The sequence below is a fragment of the Cryobacterium adonitolivorans genome (genome assembly GCF_004402695.1).
Lineage (GTDB): Bacteria > Actinomycetota > Actinomycetes > Actinomycetales > Microbacteriaceae > Cryobacterium > Cryobacterium adonitolivorans.
In genome coordinates this window covers 53,129-70,300 of sequence record NZ_SOFL01000040.1, presented here as the reverse complement: position 1 = coordinate 70,300, position 17,172 = coordinate 53,129, and the positions used below count along the sequence as shown (strand labels likewise).

The following is a 17,172-nucleotide window of genomic DNA, read 5'->3' as shown; positions in this document are numbered from 1 at the left end:
GCGGATGCGGCGGGCGGGCGCAGGGCCCGGTCACGCCCGAGGGCCGGTCAGGCCGAGCCGACGAGTTGCACCCGCAAGGAGTCCACCCCGGTGGCGATCACGTCGTTGGCCGACCAGCGCGTCGCGAGGCGGGCCAGGGTGGCGTCCAGGGTGGCACGATTGAGGCCGTCGACGAGTTCGAGACGCACGATCAGCTCGGGACCGGCCAGCCTGGCGTGCGGGTCCCCCGCGGTGAGGCTCACAGACAGCACGGACAGCTCGGTCGCGATGGACTCCTCGAACGCCAGGGCGACGGAGCGGCTGGCATAGCTCGGGGTCCAGGGCGCCGATTGGGCGATGGCCCAGAGCGCCGGCCGGCGCACCGCGAACTCGGTGTCGGCGGTGGGGTCGAGCACCACGAGGTCGGTGTCCTCCTGCGCCGCCGCCAGCGCCACCCGCACGGCGTCGGCCGGCACCGGGCGGGCCTGGGCGTTCCACTGGCGCATGGCCGCGACCGAGGAGAACACCGGGAGCACTGCGCGGCCGTCCGGCCCGGCGACGGTGATGATCGAGAGCTCCTGGGTCTTGTCCACCCGCAGCCCGTGCGGGCCGGCGGCTGCAGCGCCGTCCGCAGTGGCGCCGTCCGCAGCCGCGCCGGTCTCATCCGCGCCGAGCGCGATGACCAGGGGTATCAGCAGGCGCGCCGACCGGAACGCGTCGACGACGTCCTCTTCCCCGGTCTCGCGGGCCTGGAAGCGCCGGAGCGTCTGCAGCAAGGCGGGCGGAGCGAGGCCGTCGTCGTCGGCGAACGCGGTGTCGTCCAGCGACCGGTTCGCCCAGGGCTGGCCTGCGGAGTCGGCGGCCGGGTCGCCGGCAGACCCGCCGATGGACCCACCGGCCGAGTCGCCGGTGGGCTCAGGCCGGCCGGTGGAGCCGAGGTTACGCGCCGGAGACATCCAGCGCCTCGGCGAGGGTGAAGGCGCCGGCGTAAAGGGCCTTGCCCACGATCGCGCCTTCCAGGCCGAGGGGTACGAGTTCGCGCAGCGCGGCGATGTCGTCGAGGCTGGAGACGCCGCCGGAGGCGATCACGGGGCGGTGGGTGCGCTCCATCACCTCACGCAGCAGCTCGATGTTCGGTCCCTTGAGGGTGCCGTCCTTGGTGACGTCGGTGACGACGTAGCGGGTGCAGCCGGCCTCTTCGAGGCGCTCGAGCACCTGCCACAGGTCGCCGCCGTCCTTGGTCCAGCCGCGGGCGGCGAGGGTGGTGCCGCGCACATCCAGTCCCACCGCGATGGCATCGCCGTACTGCGCGATGACGCTGGCCGCCCATTCGGGGTTTTCCAGCGCGGCGGTGCCCAGGTTGATGCGCTTGACACCGGTGTTCAGCGCCGCCTCGAGCGACGCGTCGTCGCGGATGCCGCCGGAGAGCTCCACGTTCACGCCGCGGAGCTGCTTGATGACCTTCTTGAGCATGCTGGTGTTGTTGCCGCGCCCGAATGCCGCATCGAGGTCGACGAGGTGGATCCACTCCGCGCCCTGGTTCGCCCAGTCGAGGGCGGCATCCATCGGGTCGCCGTAGTTGGTCTCGGTACCGGCCTCACCCTGGGTGAGGCGGACGGCCTTGCCGTCGGCGACGTCGACGGCGGGCAGGAGGACCAGCTTCGGGGTCTTGTTGAACTCGCTCATGATGTGCTGTGGTGACCTTTTCGTGTTGGTGCGGCCGCGCCTGAGCGACCGACGGGGGAATGTCTAGTCGCGGAGCGTGCCGAGCCAATTCTTCAGCAGCCGGATGCCCGCGTCGCCGCTCTTCTCGGGGTGAAACTGGGTGGCCGACAACGGCCCGTTCTCGACGGCGGCGAGGAACGGAGCGCCGTGCTCGGCCCAGGTGAGGCGGGGAACCGGGAAGGGCGGCATGACGTCGAGGGTCCATTTCTGGGCGGCGTAGGAGTGCACGAAGTAGAACCGTTCCTCCTCCAGCCCGCGAAACAGCACCGTGTCGGGGTCGGGGGTGACGGTGTTCCAGCCCATGTGCGGCAGCACCTGCGCCGGCAGGGCGGTGACGGTGCCCGGCCACTCGCCGAGGCCGTCGGTGTCGATACCGCGTTCGACGCCGTGTTCGAACATGACCTGCATGCCCACGCAGATGCCCATCACCGGTCGCCCGCCGGAGAGGCGTTTGTCGATGATGTCTCCACCGTGGGCGTCGTTCAGCGCCGCCATCACGGCGCTGAACGCGCCGACGCCCGGTACCAGGAGCCCGTCGGCTTCCAGCGCGAGCTTGCGGTCGCCGGTGAGGGTGACGTCGGCGCCGGCAAGCTCGAGCGCCTTGACGGCCGAGTGCACATTGCCCGTGCCGTAGTCCAGGACGACGACCGAGGTCACAGTGCGCCCTTGGTGGACGGGATGCCGGAAACCAGCGGGTCATAGGCCTTGGCCTGACGGAAGGCGCGCGCGAAGGCCTTGAACTCGGCCTCGGCGATGTGGTGGGGATCGCGGCCGCCGACGACGGTGACGTGAACGGTCAACGAGGCGTTGAAAGCGATGGCCTCGAAGACGTGTCGCACCATCGACCCGGTGAAGTGGCCGCCGATGAGGTGGAATTCGAATCCGGCAGGCTCACCGGTGTGCACGAGGTACGGTCGGCCGGAGATGTCCACCACGGCCTGCACGAGCGCTTCGTCCAGCGGCACCAGGGCGTCGCCGTAGCGGGAGATGCCCGCCTTGTCGCCGAGGGCCTGCTTGATGGCCTGGCCCAGAACGATGCCGATGTCCTCGACCGTGTGGTGCACATCGATCTCGGTGTCGCCCTTGGCGTGCACGGTGAGGTCGGTCAGCGAGTGCTTCGCGAACGCCGTGAGCAGGTGGTCGTAGAACGGCACGCTGGTGTGGATGTCGCTCACCCCGGTGCCGTCGAGGTTGATCGACAGGTCGATGCTCGATTCGCTCGTTTCGCGCTGCAGGTGGGCACGGCGAGGCGAGGGCGTGACATTGCTCATGGCGATAGTTTATTCGGCTAACGGCCGCAGCCGTGCGAGGGCGCTCAGGAAGGCGCTTGTCTCGGCCTCGGTGCCGGCCGAGACCCGCAGGTGGCCCGGAATTCCGACGTCGCGGATCAGGATTCCCTCGGCCAGGAGCGCCTCGAACGTCGCGGCCGGGTCGGGGACCCCACCAAAGAGCACGAAGTTGCTCCCGCTGCGCAGCGGGCTGAAACCTTGCGCGGTGAGCTCTGTCACCAGGCGGTCGCGTTGCACCCGGATGTCGTCGACCATGGCGAGCATCTCGCCGGTGTGGGCCAGCGCGGCGACAGCGGCCGCCTGGGTGAGCGCGGACAGGTGGTACGGCAGCCGGACCAGGCGCAGCGCATCCGTCACCGCCGGGTCGGCGGCGAGGTAGCCGAGCCGCACGCCGGCGAACGCGAAGGCCTTGCTCATGGTGCGCGACACGAGCAGACGCTCCCGGCCGGGCAGCAGGGTGATGGCGCTGTCGGTGCCATCCGGTGCGAACTCGGCGTAGGCCTCGTCCACGACGACGATGCCCGGTGTGGCGTCGTAGACAGCCGCGATGGTCGCCAACGACAGGGGCGTGCCGGTCGGGTTGTTCGGCGAGCACAGGAAGACGATGTCGGGCGAGGTCTCGCGCACCCAGCGGGCGGCGGTCTCCGGCGAGAGTTCGTAGTCGGCGTCCCGGCCGCCGGCGATCCAGCGGGTATCGGTACCGGAAGCGAGGATCGAGTACATCGAGTAGGTCGGGGCGTAGCCCAGCAGCGACCGGCCCGGGCCGCCGAAGGCCTGCAGAACTTGCTGCAGCACCTCGTTGGAACCGTTGGCGGCCCAGATGTTGTCTCGGGTGAGACCGTGGCCGAGGTAGCCGGCGAGGTCCTCCCGCAGCTGGGTGAACTCCCGGTCGGGGTACCGGTTGACGGTGAGGATGGCCTCGGCCAGCGCCGCAGCGATGTCGGTGGCGACCGCGGGCGGAATCGAGTGGGTGTTCTCGTTGACGTTCAACGCCACCGGTACGTGCAGTTGGGGGGCTCCGTAGGGGATTTGTCCGCGGAGGTTGGCACGCAGGGGCAGGTCGTCGAGGCTGGTCACCCGAACAAGCTTAGTTGCGCCGCGGCTGGCCCCTCTTAACCGAGGCGGTCTTAAGCGAGGCGGTGCCGGGCGACCGGATCAGTAGTCGGCGGGAAGGGCGAGGCGCTGGCCGGGCTGTACGGCCTCGGAGGACAGCTGGTTGAGGTTGACGATGTCGGCGATCACGTCTCGCGGGTCTTGCGAGGGGGCGACCGACTCGGCCAGTTGCCACAGCGACTGGCCCGCCTCGATGGTGACGTAGTCGAACGCGGCCGCGCCGATCCCGGCGGTGCCCTCGGCGGCGGCCATGCCGCCGTTGACGGTGATGACGATGGCGCCCAGCACCAGAGGCACTGCCGCGAGGGTCGTGAAGACGGCCCGTCCGCGGCGAGTCAGCCGCAGGTGGCTGGTGGGCGGGGTGGCCGGGCTGTGGTTGTCCGGTGCTGCATATGCTGCGCTCATGTCAAACCTCCTGGTAACGCATCTGGCCCTCGGCCGGGAGGGCCAGATGCGAATCTATGTTCCGAATATATCTTCGAGTGTTCGAACAATCAACCCTGTTTCCGGATATTATGGTGAGAGTTTCCGCAACACACTCGAATGCATGTCTAAGAACCGCTGCTAATTGGCTACAGTTTCGATCGGGTAGCTGTACTCAAACAGACACCACCGACATCGCTTCCCGACCGCTATCCGGAGCCTTCCCGTTGCACCACCTTCCAGCGCGGTTGCAGCCGGATCAGCACCAGCACCACCAGCCCGACCAGCACCAGCCCGACCAGCACCAGCCCCGAACCGTCTAACCAGAGGAGCGACAACGTGGCACAACAGAGCACACCTCGGGACAAGGGCGGCACGCGACGCCGCAAGAGCCTGAGCGACAAACAGCGCGCCGTGATGGACGTCATCCAGCGTTCGGTACGCGACCGCGGTTACCCGCCGAGCATGCGCGAGATCGGCGATGCCGTCGGCCTGTCCTCGTTGTCGAGCGTGACCCACCAGCTACACCAGCTCGAGCTGAGCGGTTACCTGCGTCGCGACCCGCACCGTCCTCGCGCGCTCGAGGTGCTCATCGAGCTGCCCCAGTCCTCCGACGAGGTCACGCCCGGCGCCGCCGACGACTACCAGTCCGGCATCCAGGTGGGTGATGCGGCGATGGTGCCGCTCGTCGGCCGTATCGCCGCCGGTATCCCGATCATGGCCGACCAGCAGATCGACGAGATCTTCCCGCTCCCCCGCCAGCTGGTCGGCAAGGGCGAGCTGTTCATGCTCAAGGTCGTCGGTGAATCGATGATCGACGCCGCCATCTGCGATGGCGACTGGGTGGTCATCCGTCAGCAGAAGACCGCGGAGAACGGTGAGATCGTCGCCGCCATGCTCGACGGCGAAGCCACCGTGAAGGTGCTGCGGCAGCGCGACGGCCACACGTGGCTGCTCCCCCGCAACACCAACTTCGAGCCGATCCTCGGTGACTTCGCCGAGGTCCTCGGCAAGGTCGTCGCTGTGCTGCGTTCGGTCTAGATTTCGCAGCGCACCAACAGACAGGCCCGACCCCGCTGAGGGGTCGGGCCTGTCGTAGTTGAAATGCGGGTCAGACCAGCGTCGCCCGCACCGCACGGGTGGCGTCGACGATGTTGCGCAGTGACTCCACGGTCTCCGCGTAGCCGCGGGTCTTCAGTCCGCAGTCCGGGTTCACCCAGACCTGGCGGGCCGGGATCGATTCCAGCGCCCGTTCGAGCAGCTCGGTGATCTCGGTCACTCCGGGCACGCGCGGCGAGTGGATGTCGTAGACGCCCGGGCCGATCCCGTGGTCGAAGCCGCTGGTCTGCAGGTCCGCGACGACCTCCATCTTCGACCTGGCGGCCTCGATGCTGGTGACGTCGGCGTCGAGGTTGCGGATCGCGTCGATCACCACACCGAACTCGGAGTAGCAGAGGTGGGTGTGGATCTGGGTCTGGTCGGCGACCCCTGCGGTGGCGAGCCTGAACGACCCGACCGACCAATCGAGGTAGTCGGCGTGGTCCTTCTTCTTCAGCGGCAGCAGCTCGCGCAGCGCCGGCTCGTCGACCTGCACCACCTGGATGCCCGCCGCCTCGAGGTCGCCGATCTCGTCGCGCAGCGCAAGCGCGACCTGGCGGGCGGTCTCCCCCAGCGGCTGGTCGTCGCGCACGAACGACCAGGCCAGGATGGTGACCGGTCCGGTGAGCATGCCCTTCACAGGCTTCTCGGTGAGGGTCTGCGTGTAGCTGGACCACTCCACTGTGATGGGCGCCGGCCGGGAGACGTCGCCCCAGAGGATCGACGGGCGGGTGCAGCGGCTGCCGTAGGACTGCACCCAGCCGTTCTCGGTGACGGTGAAGCCGTCGAGGTTCTCGGCGAAGTACTGCACCATGTCGTTGCGCTCGGGTTCGCCGTGCACGAGCACGTCGAGGCCGAGGTCTTCCTGCAGCTGCACGACCCGGCCGATCTCGGCGCGCATGAGCTCCTGGTAGTCGGCGGGCGCGAGTTCGCCCGAGACCAGGCGGGCGCGGGCGCGCCGGATGTCACCGGTTTGCGGGAACGAGCCGATTGTCGTGGTCGGCAGCGGGGGCAGGTCCAGCACGGCTTCCTGGGCGGCGAGGCGGGTCTCGTAGTCGCCCCGGCTGAAGTCGGCCGGGGTGAGGGTGGCGAGGCGCGCGCGCACGGCGCCGTCACGCACACCGGGCGATACCCGGCGCGCGTCCAGCGACGCGGTGGCCGCGTCGAGGTCGGCCTGAACGGCGACCTGGCCCTGGGAAAGGCCGCGGGCGAGGGTGGCGACCTGACCGATCTTCTGGTCGGCGAAGGCCAGCCAGCTGGTGAGTTCGGCGCCGAGCTTGCTCTCGTCGGTGACGTCGTGCGGCAGGTGCAGCAGCGAGGTGGAGCTGGAGACCGCAATCCGGTCGCTCAGGGCGCCCAGCTGGGTGACCTTGTCGAACGCCGCCGCCAGGTCGCCCCGCCAGATGTTGTGACCGTCGATCACACCGGCCACGAGGGTGGTGCCGGCCAGGCCGGGCACGTCGACCGGCACGGTGCCGCGCACGAGGTCCAGTCCGATGGCCTCGACCGGGGCGTTGGCTAACACGGGCAGGGCGTCGTCGAGGCTCCCGTACGGCGCGGCCACGAACAGTCCCGGCCGGTTGTCGAGCCCTCCGAGGGTGTCGTAGGCCTGGGCGAGGGCGGCGAGGGCACGGGCCCGCGGGATGTCGATGCTCTCGCTGACGAGCCCAGGTTCGTCCAGCTGTACCCACTGCGCGCCCGCGGCGGCCAGGCGCTCGATCAGGGTGGCGTAGACCGGCAGCAGGTCGTCCAGGCGATCGAGCGGGTGGAAGCCGGCCGGGGCCGCTTCGCTCGGCTTGGCCAAGAGCAAGAAGGTGACCGGGCCGACAATGACGGGTCGGGTGAGGAAGCCGGCGGCGACGGCCTCTTCGAATTCCCGCACGATGCGGTCGCTGGCGAGGTGGAAGTCGGTCTCCGGGCCGATTTCCGGCACCAGGTAGTGGTAGTTGGAGTCGAACCACTTGGTCATTTCAAGCGGCAGGTTCTCACCGGCGCCGCGGGCCAGGGTGAAGTAGCCGGCGAGGTCGAGGTGGCCGTCGGCATCGACGAGACCGGCGAAACGGGTGGGGATGGCGCCGACGGTGACGGCGGCATCCAGCACCTGGTCGTAGAAGGAGAAGCTCTCCGGAATGGACGAGTCGGTGCGGCCGAGGCCCAGGCCCACGAGGCGCTCACGGGTGGTGTTACGAAGCGCTGCGGCGGTGGCTTCGAGCTCGGCGGCGCCGATCCGGCCGGCCCAGAAGGCTTCAACGGCCTTCTTCAGTTCGCGGCGGCGGCCGATCCGCGGGTAGCCGAGGATCGTTCCGGTGGGGAAAGCGGGGACGGTGGTGGTCATCAGTGGTAGTCCTTCGTGGAGTGGATTCCGGCACGGGTGCCGACGGGGCTGGTCGAGGGATGGGTCGGGGACGGGATGTGCGCGGAGACGACCGGTTGTGCCGGTGCGAGCGCGCCGGCGCGGTCGAGCACGGCGAGCACGGTCTCGTGCTGATTGAAGGCGTAGAGGTGCAGGCCGGGAGCCCCGCCGGCGATGAGCTTCTCGGCCAGGGCGGCGGCGTGACTGATGCCGATCTCGCGCTGGCCCTCGAGGGTGGGCTCCACCTCGAGCTGGATCGAGAGCTCGGCGGGCAGTTCCTCGCCGGAGAGCTCGAGAATGCGCCGCAGCCGGCCGGGGCTGGTGACGGGCATGATGCCGGGCAGGATCGGGAACTGGACCCCGGCCTCCCGGGCTCGCTGGATGAAGCTGAGGTAGTGGTCGGCGTGGAAGAAGAGTTGGGTGATGGCCAGGTTGGCGCCCGCCGCCTGTTTGGCCAGCAGGGTGTCGATGTCCTGTGCAGTGGAGCGCGAGCGCGGATGGCCGTTGGGGAAGGCGGCCACGGCGATGCGTACGTGATCACGTTCGGTCTTCACCGCGCGGGCCCGCGGCAGGCCGGGGATCGGGGTCTCCTGGTACGGCACCCGTTCGGCCTGCACCCGGTGGATCAGCTGCACCAGCTCGCCGGCGCTGTGCAGGTCGCCGAGGAAGGCGTCGTTCTCGGTCAGGCCCTCCGGCGGGTCGCCGCGGAGCGCGAGGAAGCTGCGCACGCCGGCATCGAGGAATTCACGGATCAGGCTGCTCGCCTCGGCGTGCGAGGAACCCACGCAGGTGAGGTGCGCCATCGGCTCCACCGTTGTGGCCCGGCGGATGTAGCGCAGCACGTCCAGGGACGAGGTACGGGAGGAGCCGCTGGCACCGTAGGTCACCGAGATGAACTTCGGGCGGGCGGACGCCAGGGCGTCGATGGTGGCGTGAAGGGCCGTCGTCGCGGCAGCCGTCTTGGGCGGGTACAGCTCGAACGAGAACGGGATGCTCGACCGACAGGCGGGGTCCGCGGGTGGGGACGTTGGGGTCGCTGTCATGGTTCCTCATTCGGCATGGTCGGTGCAACAGGAAGGGCCTGGCGGCCGCGGACCGCCAGGCAAACCAGGCAGCTCCTCGCGGGCGGGTGCCGGGCTCGGCTGTCGCTCCATGCCGGGCGGGTGAGAGGCCCGGCAACGATTGAGATGACTCTAACAACGGGCATTCGTGCGGCACAGTCGCATGGCCGAATGTTACGTTCGGCGGCACAAACCGCCCGTTAACGACAGCGGGCGGCACTCGCTCCGGTGACGGATGCGGGTGCCGCCCAGCGGGCGTGAACGGGTCAGCCGGCGATGGCCGGTGTCACCACGAACGGGGTGAACTGGGCCTCGATACCGGGTGATACCAGGGCGGTGACGAGGGTGCCGGTCTCGGCGTAGTCGAGCGCCAGCACCTTGCCCTGCTCGTGCAGGATCGGGATGAGGTCGCCGCGGTCGTAGGGGATCAGCAGGTCCAGGCGGATCTCCGGGCGCGGGAGCAAGGTTTCGATGGCCTCGAGCACGGCTTCGATGCCCTCGCCGGTGCGGGCGGACACGAAGATCGCCTTGGGCGCGAGGCCACGCAACACGAGGCGGTCATCCTCGCTGACCAGGTCGCTCTTGTTGAACACGACCAGTTCGGGGATGTCGCTGGCGCCAACCTCGCCGACGACCTCGCGGACCGTTGCCAGCTGGCTGGCCGGGTCGGGATGTGACGCGTCGACGACGTGGATGATGACGTCGGAGTCTGCGACCTCCTCGAGGGTGGAGCGGAACGCCTCCACCAACTGGTGCGGCAGGTTGCGCACAAAACCGACGGTGTCGGTGAAGGTGTACAACCGGCCGTCGGCCGTGGTGGACTTCCGCACTGTGGCGTCGAGGGTGGCGAAGAGGGAGTTCTCCACGAGCACGCCGGCCTTGGTGATGCGGTTGAGCAGGCTGGACTTGCCGGCGTTGGTGTACCCGACGATCGCGACAGAGGGCACCGCGTTGCGCTTGCGGTTGGCGCGCTTGGCCTCGCGGGCGGGCTTCATCTCCACCATCTGCTTACGCAGCCGTGACATCCGGGTGTGGATGCGACGACGGTCGAGTTCGATCTTCGTCTCACCGGGTCCACGCGAGCCCATGCCGGCGCCGGCGCCACCGACCTGGCCACCGGCCTGGCGCGACATCGAGTCGCCCCAGCCGCGGAGGCGGGGAAGCAGGTAGGCGAGCTGGGCGAGTTCGACCTGGGCCTTGCCCTCCCGGCTCTTGGCGTGCTGGCTGAAGATGTCCAGGATCACGGCTGTGCGGTCGATGACCTTCACCTTGACCACATCCTCCAGCGCGCGCCGCTGGCTGGGCGCGAGCTCGGTGTCGGCGATCACGGTGTCGGCGCCGAGCGCCGCCACGATGGAGGCGAGTTCGAGGGCCTTGCCCTTGCCGAGGTAGGTGCTGGGGTCGGGGGTGGCGCGGCGCTGCAGCAGGCCGTCGAGCACCGTGGCCCCGGCGGTTTCGGCCAGGGCGGCGAGCTCGCGCATGGAGTTCTCGGCGTCGAGCAGGCTGCGGGCGGAGTAGACGCCGATCAGAACGACGTTTTCCAGGCGCAGCTGGCGGTATTCAACCTCGGTGACGTCCTGCAGTTCGGTGGAGAGCCCGCCGACGCGGCGCAGGGCATTGCGGTCTTCACGCTCGGTCTGTTCGCCGTCGTGGTCGCCGCCGTCGAAACCGCCGCTGGCCGGGCGTGCCGAGAGGGCCTGCGCCGATCCGCTCGCGAATAGCGAGTAGCCGGAGGACCGGCTCTCGGCGCTGGCCAACACGCGCGCAACTACATCGTCATCGCCATCGTGTGGAGCGTTTATATCAGTCATTGCTTTAACTCTAGTTCCTCTTTTTTCGATAAGTTCGCTGTATGGCTTCCGAACACTATTTCTCGTCGACTCCGGGCAGCGACCTGAAATTGCGGAAGATCACCGTGAAGATCGCCGGAGCAATCCGCGAGGTCACCACCGCGAACGCGATTTTCTCCCCCGAGCACATCGATACCGGCACCAAGGTGCTGATGCGCGAGGCTCCGCTGCCCTCCGGCGGCGGAGATGTGCTGGACCTAGGTTGTGGCTGGGGCCCGATCAGCCTGCACCTGGCACTGGCCGATCCGACAGCCACGGTCTGGGCCGTCGACGTCAACGAGCGAGCTCTCGAACTGGTGCGGATGAACGCCGCCGACCTGGGGCTCACGAACATCAACGCCGTCCTGCCGGCGGATGTTCCCGATTCCGTGGTGTTCGCCGGCATCTGGTCGAATCCGCCGATCCGGGTGGGCAAGGCAGAGTTGCACACGATGCTCGAGCACTGGCTGCCGCGCCTGAAGTCCGGCACGGATGCCTGGCTCGTCGTGCAGCGCAACCTCGGCTCCGATTCGCTGCAGCGCTGGCTCGCCGAGGAGTTCCCCGGCGCCCAGCTCCCCGGCGCACTCGAGGTCTCCCGTTACGCCACGGACAAGGGCTTCCGCATCCTCCAGGCCCACAAACCCGCCTGACCCCCCGCGAACTGTGAGCTAAGCCCCTAAACCCGAGGGTTTTCGGTGCTTAACTCACGGTTCGCGAGAGTGTTACGCGAGCTTGAGGGTGCCGTCGAAGACTAAGGTCGCGGGGCCGGAGAGCGAGACGTGCTCGCCGTCTTCGGTGGGGAACATCCGCACGCCCAGCACACCGCCGGGAACCTCGACGCGCCACTGGTTCGGCGCTCCCTGGCCGGCCCAGTGCCGGGTGGCCAGGGCCGCGGCGACGGCGCCGGTGCCGCAGGAGAGGGTCTCGCCGCTGCCGCGTTCGTGCACGCGCATCCGGATGCGGCCGACGCCGTCGACGACCAGCGGGTCGTGCGGCAGCACGAACTCCACGTTGGCGCCGTCGGCGGGCTCGGGGTCCAGCTGCGGGATGAAGGTCAGGTCGGCGCTCTCGAGCTCGTCTTCGTCGGCGAGGGCCACCACAACGTGCGGGTTGCCCACGTTGATGCCGAGGCCGGGGCGGGCCACGGCGAGGTTCTTGGCACGCACCAGGGTCTCCCCCGGCTCCAGCCGCCAGCGGCCGAGGTCCACCTGGTAGCCGGTGGCGTTGCGCTGCACGTCGCGCACGCCGCTGCGGGTGCCGATCGGAAGGGTGTCGCCGGGGCCGAGGTCGACGAGTCCCTGTTCGAGCAGGAACCGGGTGTACACGCGGATGCCGTTGCCGCACATCTCCGAGACCGTGCCGTCGGCGTTCCAGTAGTCCATGAACCATTCGGCGCCGTCGTCTTCGGCGAGGGCAGCGGCGCCCGCGTTGAGGTTGGCCGAGCGTACGGCGCGGATGATGCCGTCGGCGCCGACGCCGAACTGGCGGTCGCAGATGCCCTGGATCTGCTCCGGGGTGAGCGTCAGCAAGCCGTCGGGGTCGGCGAACAGCACGAAGTCGTTGCCGGTGCCGTGGCCCTTGGTGAACGTGAGATCGATGCCCATGGTCCCAGTTTAGGGACTCGGGCCTACAGGCTCTTGCGTCAGGGCAGGTGGCTGGCGGCCTGGTCGACGCGGTCCGCGTCGTCGGCGTCGATCCAGTGGGTGTGCGGGTCACGTTTGAACCAGCTCACCTGACGACGGGCATACCGCCGGGTGAGTTGCTGGGTCGCCTCGACGGCATCCGCCTGCGACACGGTGCCGCGCACCTGGCCGAGGGCCTGGGCGTAGCCGATGGCCCGGCTGGCCGTGACGCCGCCTTCCAGTCCCGCGGGGATGAGGCCGCGCACCTCCTCGACGAGTCCGGCCGTCCACATGCGGTCTACCCGGGCATCCAGACGCGGGGTGAGGACCTCGCGTGGCAGGCGCAGCCCGAGCGTGACGGCGGGCATCCAGTAGACCGGGTCGCCGGGCAGCACCGCGGCGTGCGGAGCCCCGGTGAGCTCGACGACCTCGAGGGCTCGCACGAGCCGACGGCCGTTGCTGGCGCCGATGCGGGCCGCTGCGCCGGGGTCGAGGGCCTTCAGCCGGTCATACATCAGGCCGGGGCCCTGCTCCACGAGCTCGGCCTCGAGACGGGCGCGGAGCACCGGGTCGGTGCCGGGAAACTGGAAGTCGTAGACGACGGAGGACACGTAGAGGCCGGACCCGCCGACGAGGATGGGTACGGCGCCGCGCTCGATGATGCCGGCGATGGCGGCGCGGGCCTCCACCTGGTAGCGGGCGACGGTGGCCTCGTCGGCCACGTCGAGCACGTCCAACAGATGGTGCGGGACCCCGCGGCGCTCGGCGGGAGCGAGCTTGGCGGTGCCGATGTCCATGCCCCGGTACAGCTGCATCGCGTCGGCGTTCACGATCTCGGCCGGCCGGCCGGCCGTGATCAGCCGTTCGGCGATGTCCAGGGACAGCTCGGATTTGCCGGTACCGGTCGGTCCGACGATGACAACGAGCACCGGGTCCTAGCGTTCCGCGTCGTCGACCGGGTAGATCGGGATCGTCGTGGCGCCGCCGTGCCCGGTAGCGGCGTGCTGGCTGAGGTTGGACAGGGTGAGGCTGGGCCCGCCCACCCGCAGTGTCGGCAGGCCCAACGAGACCGCGCTGCCGGTCGTCCCCGCCGAGGCGGGCACCCCGCAGGACTCGGCCTGCTCCCGGTCCCAGGCGTCCCCGGCAATGGTGCGGCGGATGCGCAGCGGCGCCTGGTCGACGGAGTCGGCGATGAGGTGGAACGGTGCGGCCTGGGTGACGGTCACTGTGACCATATCGCCGGGACGGGGCAGGCCGGAGCCGGCGGGCACGTCGAAATGCACGAGCCGGCTGTCGGGGGCGCGCCCGCTGAGCCGGTGGGTGTCGGCATCCTTGCGACCCTCACCGTTGGCGACGAGGAGTTCGACCTCGCGGCCGATGATGGCGCGGTTCTCTTCCCAGGAGATCCGCTCCTGCAGGGCGATCAGCCGTTCGTAGCGGTCCTGCACCACGGCTTTGGGCACCTGGTCGGCCATGGTGGCCGCCGGGGTGCCCGGCCGGATGGAGTACTGGAAAGTGAAGGCCGTGGCGAATCTTGACTCCTCGACGACCCGCATGGTCTCGAGGAAGTCCTCCTCGGTCTCGCCGGGGAAGCCGACGATGATGTCGGTGCTGATCGCCGCGTCGGGCATCTGCGCCCGCACGCGCTCGAGGATGCCGAGGAACTTGGTGGACCGGTAGGAGCGGCGCATGGCCTTGAGCACCCTGTTGGAGCCGGACTGCAGCGGCATGTGCAGCTGGGGCATCACGGCGGGGGTCTCGGCCATGGCATCGATGACGTCGTCGGTGAACGCGGCGGGGTGCGGGCTGGTGAAGCGGATGCGTTCGAGTCCCTCGATCTGGCCGGCCGCGCGCAGCAGCTTGCCGAACGCGAGCCTGTCGCCGAACTCCACCCCGTAGGAGTTCACGTTCTGGCCGAGCAGGGTCACCTCGATGGCGCCGTCGTCGACGAGGGCCTGAATTTCTGCGAGGATTTCGCCGGGGCGGCGGTCTTTCTCCTTGCCCCGGAGTGCGGGCACGATGCAGAAGGTGCAGGTGTTGTTGCACCCGACCGAGATGGAGACCCAGCCGCTGTAGCTCGAGTCGCGCTTGGTCGGCAGGGTGGACGGGAAGGTTTCCAGGGATTCCAGGATCTCCAGCTGGGCCTCGCCGTTGTGCCGGGCGCGCTCGAGCAGGCTGGGCAGCGACCCCATGTTGTGGGTGCCGAACACCACGTCCACCCACGGGGCCTTGGCCAGGATCGTGGCCTTGTCCTTCTGGGCCAGGCAGCCGCCGACCGCGATCTGCATGCCGGCGTGCTTGCGCTTCACCGAGGCGAGGTAACCGAGGTTGCCGTAGAGCTTGTTGTCGGCGTTCTCCCGCACCGCGCAGGTGTTGATCACGACGATGTCGGCCTCGGCGCCGGCCGCCGAGACGTAGCCGGCCGCCTCGAGGGAGCCGCTGAGCCGCTCGGAGTCGTGCACGTTCATCTGGCAGCCGAAGGTGCGCACCTCGTAGGTGCGGGCCCGGCCCTCGTCATCCCTCGCCGCCGAGGACGGTGCGATCACTGTCGCGCTGTGCGGCGACGGGTCGAGGGATGACGGGGTGGCGAGGGACGGTGCGGTGACGCTGCTCATAGTTACCTCAGCTTACGCGTGCGCGCGACCGGTCTCACCTGAAGCGAAGAACCCCACAGTTACCGGAACCGCACGGTGGACGCGCGGCCGGAACCCCGCCGGGACGCGAGAGCGGCCTTGACGGCGTCGCGCACCACCGAGGAGGCGTACCCTTTGCGCATCAGGAATCCGGTGAGCCGGCGATCGATGGTGGCATCGTCGAACCTGTCCAGCTGCTGCACGCGCTTGAGCGCCAGTTCGGTCGCCCGTTCGGCCTCGTCGTCCGGCATCTCCTCGAGCTTCTCGGCGATCAACTCGGCATCGAGCCCGCGTTGGCGCATCTCGGCGCCCACGCCGCTGCGGCCCAGGCCCTTGCGTTCGTGGTGGCTGTGCATGATCTGGTCGGCGAGCTTCTCCTCGTCGAGGTAGTGCAGCTCGGTGAAGCGTTCGAGGATCTCCTGCACGGCCACCTCGTCGATCTCGGTGGACCGCAGCAGCTTCTGGGCCTCGACGATCGAGAGGGACCGGCCGCGGAGCCGCCGCAGGAGCAGCTTCTCCGCGTGTTCGCGCTCCTCGGCTGCGTCGTCCGCGGCGTCATCGGCCTGCTCCGCGGGGCTCGCCCCCGGCAGGTACGTCACCGGGGCGAGGCTTTCCCGGTCGGCCGCCGAGCCGGCACCGGCTTTACCGCGCGAGGGTTCGAAGTGAACCATGACGGCTAGGCGCCCTTGCGTGCGGCGGCCTTGGACGCGATGGACGGGACCTTGGCACCGTCGGTGCCGGTAGCCGCACCCGTTGCCGCGGCCGCAGCTGCCGCTGCCGCTGTGGCGGCGTCGTCGGTGGCCTTCTTTGCGGCCTTGCCCTCGGCGCCCACGCCGAGCTTGTTCTTGATCTTGGTTTCGATCTCGTTGGCCATGTCGGCGTTGCGCAGCAGGAAGTTGCGGGAGTTTTCCTTGCCCTGGCCGAGCTGGTCGCCGTCGTAGGTGTACCAGGCGCCGGACTTCTTGACGATGCCCTGGTCGACTCCGAAGTCGATCAGGCTGCCCTCGCGGGAGATGCCGACGCCGTAGATGATGTCGAATTCGGCCTGCTTGAACGGCGGCGCCATCTTGTTCTTGACCACCTTGACCCTGGTGCGGTTACCGACGGCTTCGGTGCCGTCCTTGAGGGTCTCGATGCGGCGGATGTCCAGTCGCACCGAGGCGTAGAACTTCAGCGCCTTGCCGCCGGCGGTGGTCTCCGGGCTGCCGAACATCACGCCGATCTTCTCGCGCAGTTGGTTGATGAAGATCATGGTGGTGTTGGTCTGGCTGAGCCCACCGGTGAGCTTGCGGAGCGCCTGTGACATCAGACGGGCCTGCAGGCCCACGTGGGAGTCACCCATCTCGCCTTCGATTTCGGCGCGCGGTACGAGCGCGGCGACGGAGTCGATGACGATCAGGTCGATCGAGCCGCTTCGCACGAGCATGTCGGCGATTTCTAGCGCCTGCTCACCGGTGTCGGGCTGGGAGACAAGGAGGGCATCGATGTCGACGCCGAGCTTCTTGGCGTATTCGGGATCGAGGGCGTGCTCGGCGTCGATGAACGCGGCGATGCCGCCGTTCTTCTGCGCGTTCGCGATGGCGTGCAGGGTGAGCGTGGTCTTACCCGAGGACTCCGGGCCGTAGATCTCCACGATCCGGCCGCGGGGCAGTCCGCCTATGCCGAGCGCGACGTCCAAAGCGATCGACCCGGTGGAGATGGTCTCGACGGGGGCGCGCTCGTCGCTGCCGAGGCGCATGACCGAGCCCTTGCCGAACTGGCGGTCGATTTGGGCGAGCGCGGTGTCGAGTGCCTTCTCGCGGTCTGCTGCTGATGCCATGGTGTGCTCCTTTGGGTCGTGCGCGTGGCGCCTATAGGCTGTCGTTTCGGCCACCGGGAGGACCCCGGCGACCGCTCTCGACAAGGCAGGTGCGCTGTTGTCGTTGACGAATGCGACTGTACGCAGCACCCCCGACACTGGCCGGGAGACACCGCGACGGTGGACAATCCGTCTTCGACTACTACTGTGGAGGAGCCTACCAAGAACCGAACACGCATTCGACGATCG

17 protein-coding genes are annotated in these 17,172 nt (G+C 69.0%); 2 read left to right on the top strand and 15 right to left on the bottom strand.

What is annotated here, in order from left to right:
* Positions 1–47: 47 nt before the first annotated feature.
* The 7 genes from E3O42_RS12535 to E3O42_RS18765 all read right to left on the bottom strand — a co-directional run bounded on the left by E3O42_RS12535 (position 48) and on the right by E3O42_RS18765 (position 4,867).
* The gene (locus E3O42_RS12535; RefSeq protein WP_134454262.1) at positions 48–935 is read right to left on the bottom strand and encodes an SseB family protein; all 888 of its coding nucleotides are present in this window, start codon (positions 933–935) and stop codon (positions 48–50) included.
* Positions 919–1,665: a bifunctional 1-(5-phosphoribosyl)-5-((5-phosphoribosylamino)methylideneamino)imidazole-4-carboxamide isomerase/phosphoribosylanthranilate isomerase PriA gene (gene priA / locus E3O42_RS12530; protein WP_134454261.1), complete on the bottom strand. Its 747-nt coding sequence runs from the start codon at positions 1,663–1,665 to the stop codon at positions 919–921. The genes E3O42_RS12535 and priA overlap by 17 nt, the downstream gene beginning before the upstream one ends.
* A gap of 63 nt (positions 1,666–1,728) precedes the next feature.
* Entirely contained in the window at positions 1,729–2,361 is a 633-nt protein-coding gene (gene hisH / locus E3O42_RS12525) for an imidazole glycerol phosphate synthase subunit HisH (RefSeq protein ID WP_134454260.1), read from the bottom strand.
* Positions 2,358–2,975, bottom strand: coding sequence for an imidazoleglycerol-phosphate dehydratase HisB (hisB, locus tag E3O42_RS12520; protein ID WP_134454259.1), 618 nt, complete (start codon positions 2,973–2,975; stop codon positions 2,358–2,360). The genes hisH and hisB overlap by 4 nt, the downstream gene beginning before the upstream one ends.
* 9 nt (positions 2,976–2,984) lie before the next feature.
* Entirely contained in the window at positions 2,985–4,070 is a 1,086-nt protein-coding gene (locus E3O42_RS12515; RefSeq protein ID WP_134454258.1) for a histidinol-phosphate transaminase, read from the bottom strand.
* Between the two features lie 78 nt (positions 4,071–4,148).
* Complete coding sequence (locus tag E3O42_RS12510) at positions 4,149–4,511, bottom strand: LysM peptidoglycan-binding domain-containing protein (protein WP_134454257.1); 363 nt, start codon at positions 4,509–4,511, stop codon at positions 4,149–4,151.
* Positions 4,512–4,738: 227 nt separating this feature from the next.
* Positions 4,739–4,867 (bottom strand): hypothetical protein, encoded by a 129-nt coding sequence (locus E3O42_RS18765; protein ID WP_255455077.1) that lies wholly within the window; start codon positions 4,865–4,867, stop codon positions 4,739–4,741.
* A 1-nt stretch (position 4,868) separates the two neighbouring features.
* Here E3O42_RS18765 and lexA point away from each other — a divergent pair, with 1 nt between their 5' ends.
* Positions 4,869–5,570 (top strand): transcriptional repressor LexA, encoded by a 702-nt coding sequence (gene lexA, locus E3O42_RS12505; protein WP_255455076.1) that lies wholly within the window; start codon positions 4,869–4,871, stop codon positions 5,568–5,570.
* A 70-nt stretch (positions 5,571–5,640) separates the two neighbouring features.
* On the opposite strand, the gene metE is transcribed toward lexA, so the two are convergent.
* The 3 genes from metE to hflX all read right to left on the bottom strand — a co-directional run bounded on the left by metE (position 5,641) and on the right by hflX (position 10,852).
* Positions 5,641–7,962 (bottom strand): 5-methyltetrahydropteroyltriglutamate--homocysteine S-methyltransferase, encoded by a 2,322-nt coding sequence (metE, locus tag E3O42_RS12500; RefSeq protein WP_134454255.1) that lies wholly within the window; start codon positions 7,960–7,962, stop codon positions 5,641–5,643.
* Entirely contained in the window at positions 7,962–9,023 is a 1,062-nt protein-coding gene (locus tag E3O42_RS12495) for a methylenetetrahydrofolate reductase (protein ID WP_134454254.1), read from the bottom strand. The genes metE and E3O42_RS12495 overlap by 1 nt, the downstream gene beginning before the upstream one ends.
* Before the next feature lie 284 nt (positions 9,024–9,307).
* A complete protein-coding gene (hflX, locus tag E3O42_RS12490; RefSeq protein ID WP_134454253.1) occupies positions 9,308–10,852 on the bottom strand; it encodes a GTPase HflX in 1,545 nt (514 codons plus the stop codon).
* A 41-nt stretch (positions 10,853–10,893) separates the two neighbouring features.
* On the opposite strand from hflX, the gene E3O42_RS12485 reads away from it, so the two are divergent.
* Positions 10,894–11,520, top strand: coding sequence for a class I SAM-dependent methyltransferase (locus E3O42_RS12485; protein ID WP_134454252.1), 627 nt, complete (start codon positions 10,894–10,896; stop codon positions 11,518–11,520).
* A gap of 72 nt (positions 11,521–11,592) precedes the next feature.
* On the opposite strand, the gene dapF is transcribed toward E3O42_RS12485, so the two are convergent.
* Genes dapF through recA form a run of 5 tightly spaced genes read right to left on the bottom strand, consistent with a single transcriptional unit; the run spans position 11,593 to position 16,944 of the window.
* Positions 11,593–12,474 carry a diaminopimelate epimerase gene (dapF, locus tag E3O42_RS12480; protein ID WP_134454251.1) on the bottom strand — a complete coding sequence of 294 codons (882 nt, stop codon included), beginning with the start codon at positions 12,472–12,474 and terminating at the stop codon, positions 11,593–11,595.
* Positions 12,475–12,512: 38 nt separating this feature from the next.
* On the bottom strand, positions 12,513–13,421 hold the full coding sequence (miaA, locus tag E3O42_RS12475) for a tRNA (adenosine(37)-N6)-dimethylallyltransferase MiaA (RefSeq protein ID WP_134454250.1): 909 nt from the start codon (positions 13,419–13,421) through the stop codon (positions 12,513–12,515).
* Positions 13,422–13,427: 6 nt separating this feature from the next.
* Positions 13,428–15,107: a tRNA (N6-isopentenyl adenosine(37)-C2)-methylthiotransferase MiaB gene (gene miaB, locus E3O42_RS12470; RefSeq protein WP_134454249.1), complete on the bottom strand. Its 1,680-nt coding sequence runs from the start codon at positions 15,105–15,107 to the stop codon at positions 13,428–13,430.
* 59 nt (positions 15,108–15,166) lie between these two features.
* Positions 15,167–15,796 carry a regulatory protein RecX gene (locus E3O42_RS12465; protein ID WP_134454248.1) on the bottom strand — a complete coding sequence of 210 codons (630 nt, stop codon included), beginning with the start codon at positions 15,794–15,796 and terminating at the stop codon, positions 15,167–15,169.
* Positions 15,797–15,801: 5 nt separating this feature from the next.
* Positions 15,802–16,944, bottom strand: a complete 1,143-nt coding sequence (recA, locus tag E3O42_RS12460) for a recombinase RecA (protein WP_134454247.1) — start codon at positions 16,942–16,944, stop codon at positions 15,802–15,804.
* Positions 16,945–17,172: the final 228 nt, after the last annotated feature.

Bases quoted from the DNA above. Each gene is read 5' to 3' on its own strand.
- E3O42_RS12535 (WP_134454262.1), bottom strand. From the start codon at position 935: ATGTCTCCGGCGCGTAACCTCGGCTCCACCGGCCGGCCTGAGCCCACC.
- priA (WP_134454261.1), bottom strand. From the start codon at position 1,665: ATGAGCGAGTTCAACAAGACCCCGAAGCTGGTCCTCCTGCCCGCCGTC.
- hisB (WP_134454259.1), bottom strand. From the start codon at position 2,975: ATGAGCAATGTCACGCCCTCGCCTCGCCGTGCCCACCTGCAGCGCGAA.
- E3O42_RS12510 (WP_134454257.1), bottom strand. From the start codon at position 4,511: ATGAGCGCAGCATATGCAGCACCGGACAACCACAGCCCGGCCACCCCG.
- metE (WP_134454255.1), bottom strand. From the start codon at position 7,962: ATGACCACCACCGTCCCCGCTTTCCCCACCGGAACGATCCTCGGCTAC.
- E3O42_RS12495 (WP_134454254.1), bottom strand. From the start codon at position 9,023: ATGACAGCGACCCCAACGTCCCCACCCGCGGACCCCGCCTGTCGGTCG.
- hflX (WP_134454253.1), bottom strand. From the start codon at position 10,852: ATGACTGATATAAACGCTCCACACGATGGCGATGACGATGTAGTTGCG.
- E3O42_RS12485 (WP_134454252.1), top strand. From the start codon at position 10,894: ATGGCTTCCGAACACTATTTCTCGTCGACTCCGGGCAGCGACCTGAAA.
- dapF (WP_134454251.1), bottom strand. From the start codon at position 12,474: ATGGGCATCGATCTCACGTTCACCAAGGGCCACGGCACCGGCAACGAC.
- miaB (WP_134454249.1), bottom strand. From the start codon at position 15,107: ATGAGCAGCGTCACCGCACCGTCCCTCGCCACCCCGTCATCCCTCGAC.
- E3O42_RS12465 (WP_134454248.1), bottom strand. From the start codon at position 15,796: ATGGTTCACTTCGAACCCTCGCGCGGTAAAGCCGGTGCCGGCTCGGCG.
- recA (WP_134454247.1), bottom strand. From the start codon at position 16,944: ATGGCATCAGCAGCAGACCGCGAGAAGGCACTCGACACCGCGCTCGCC.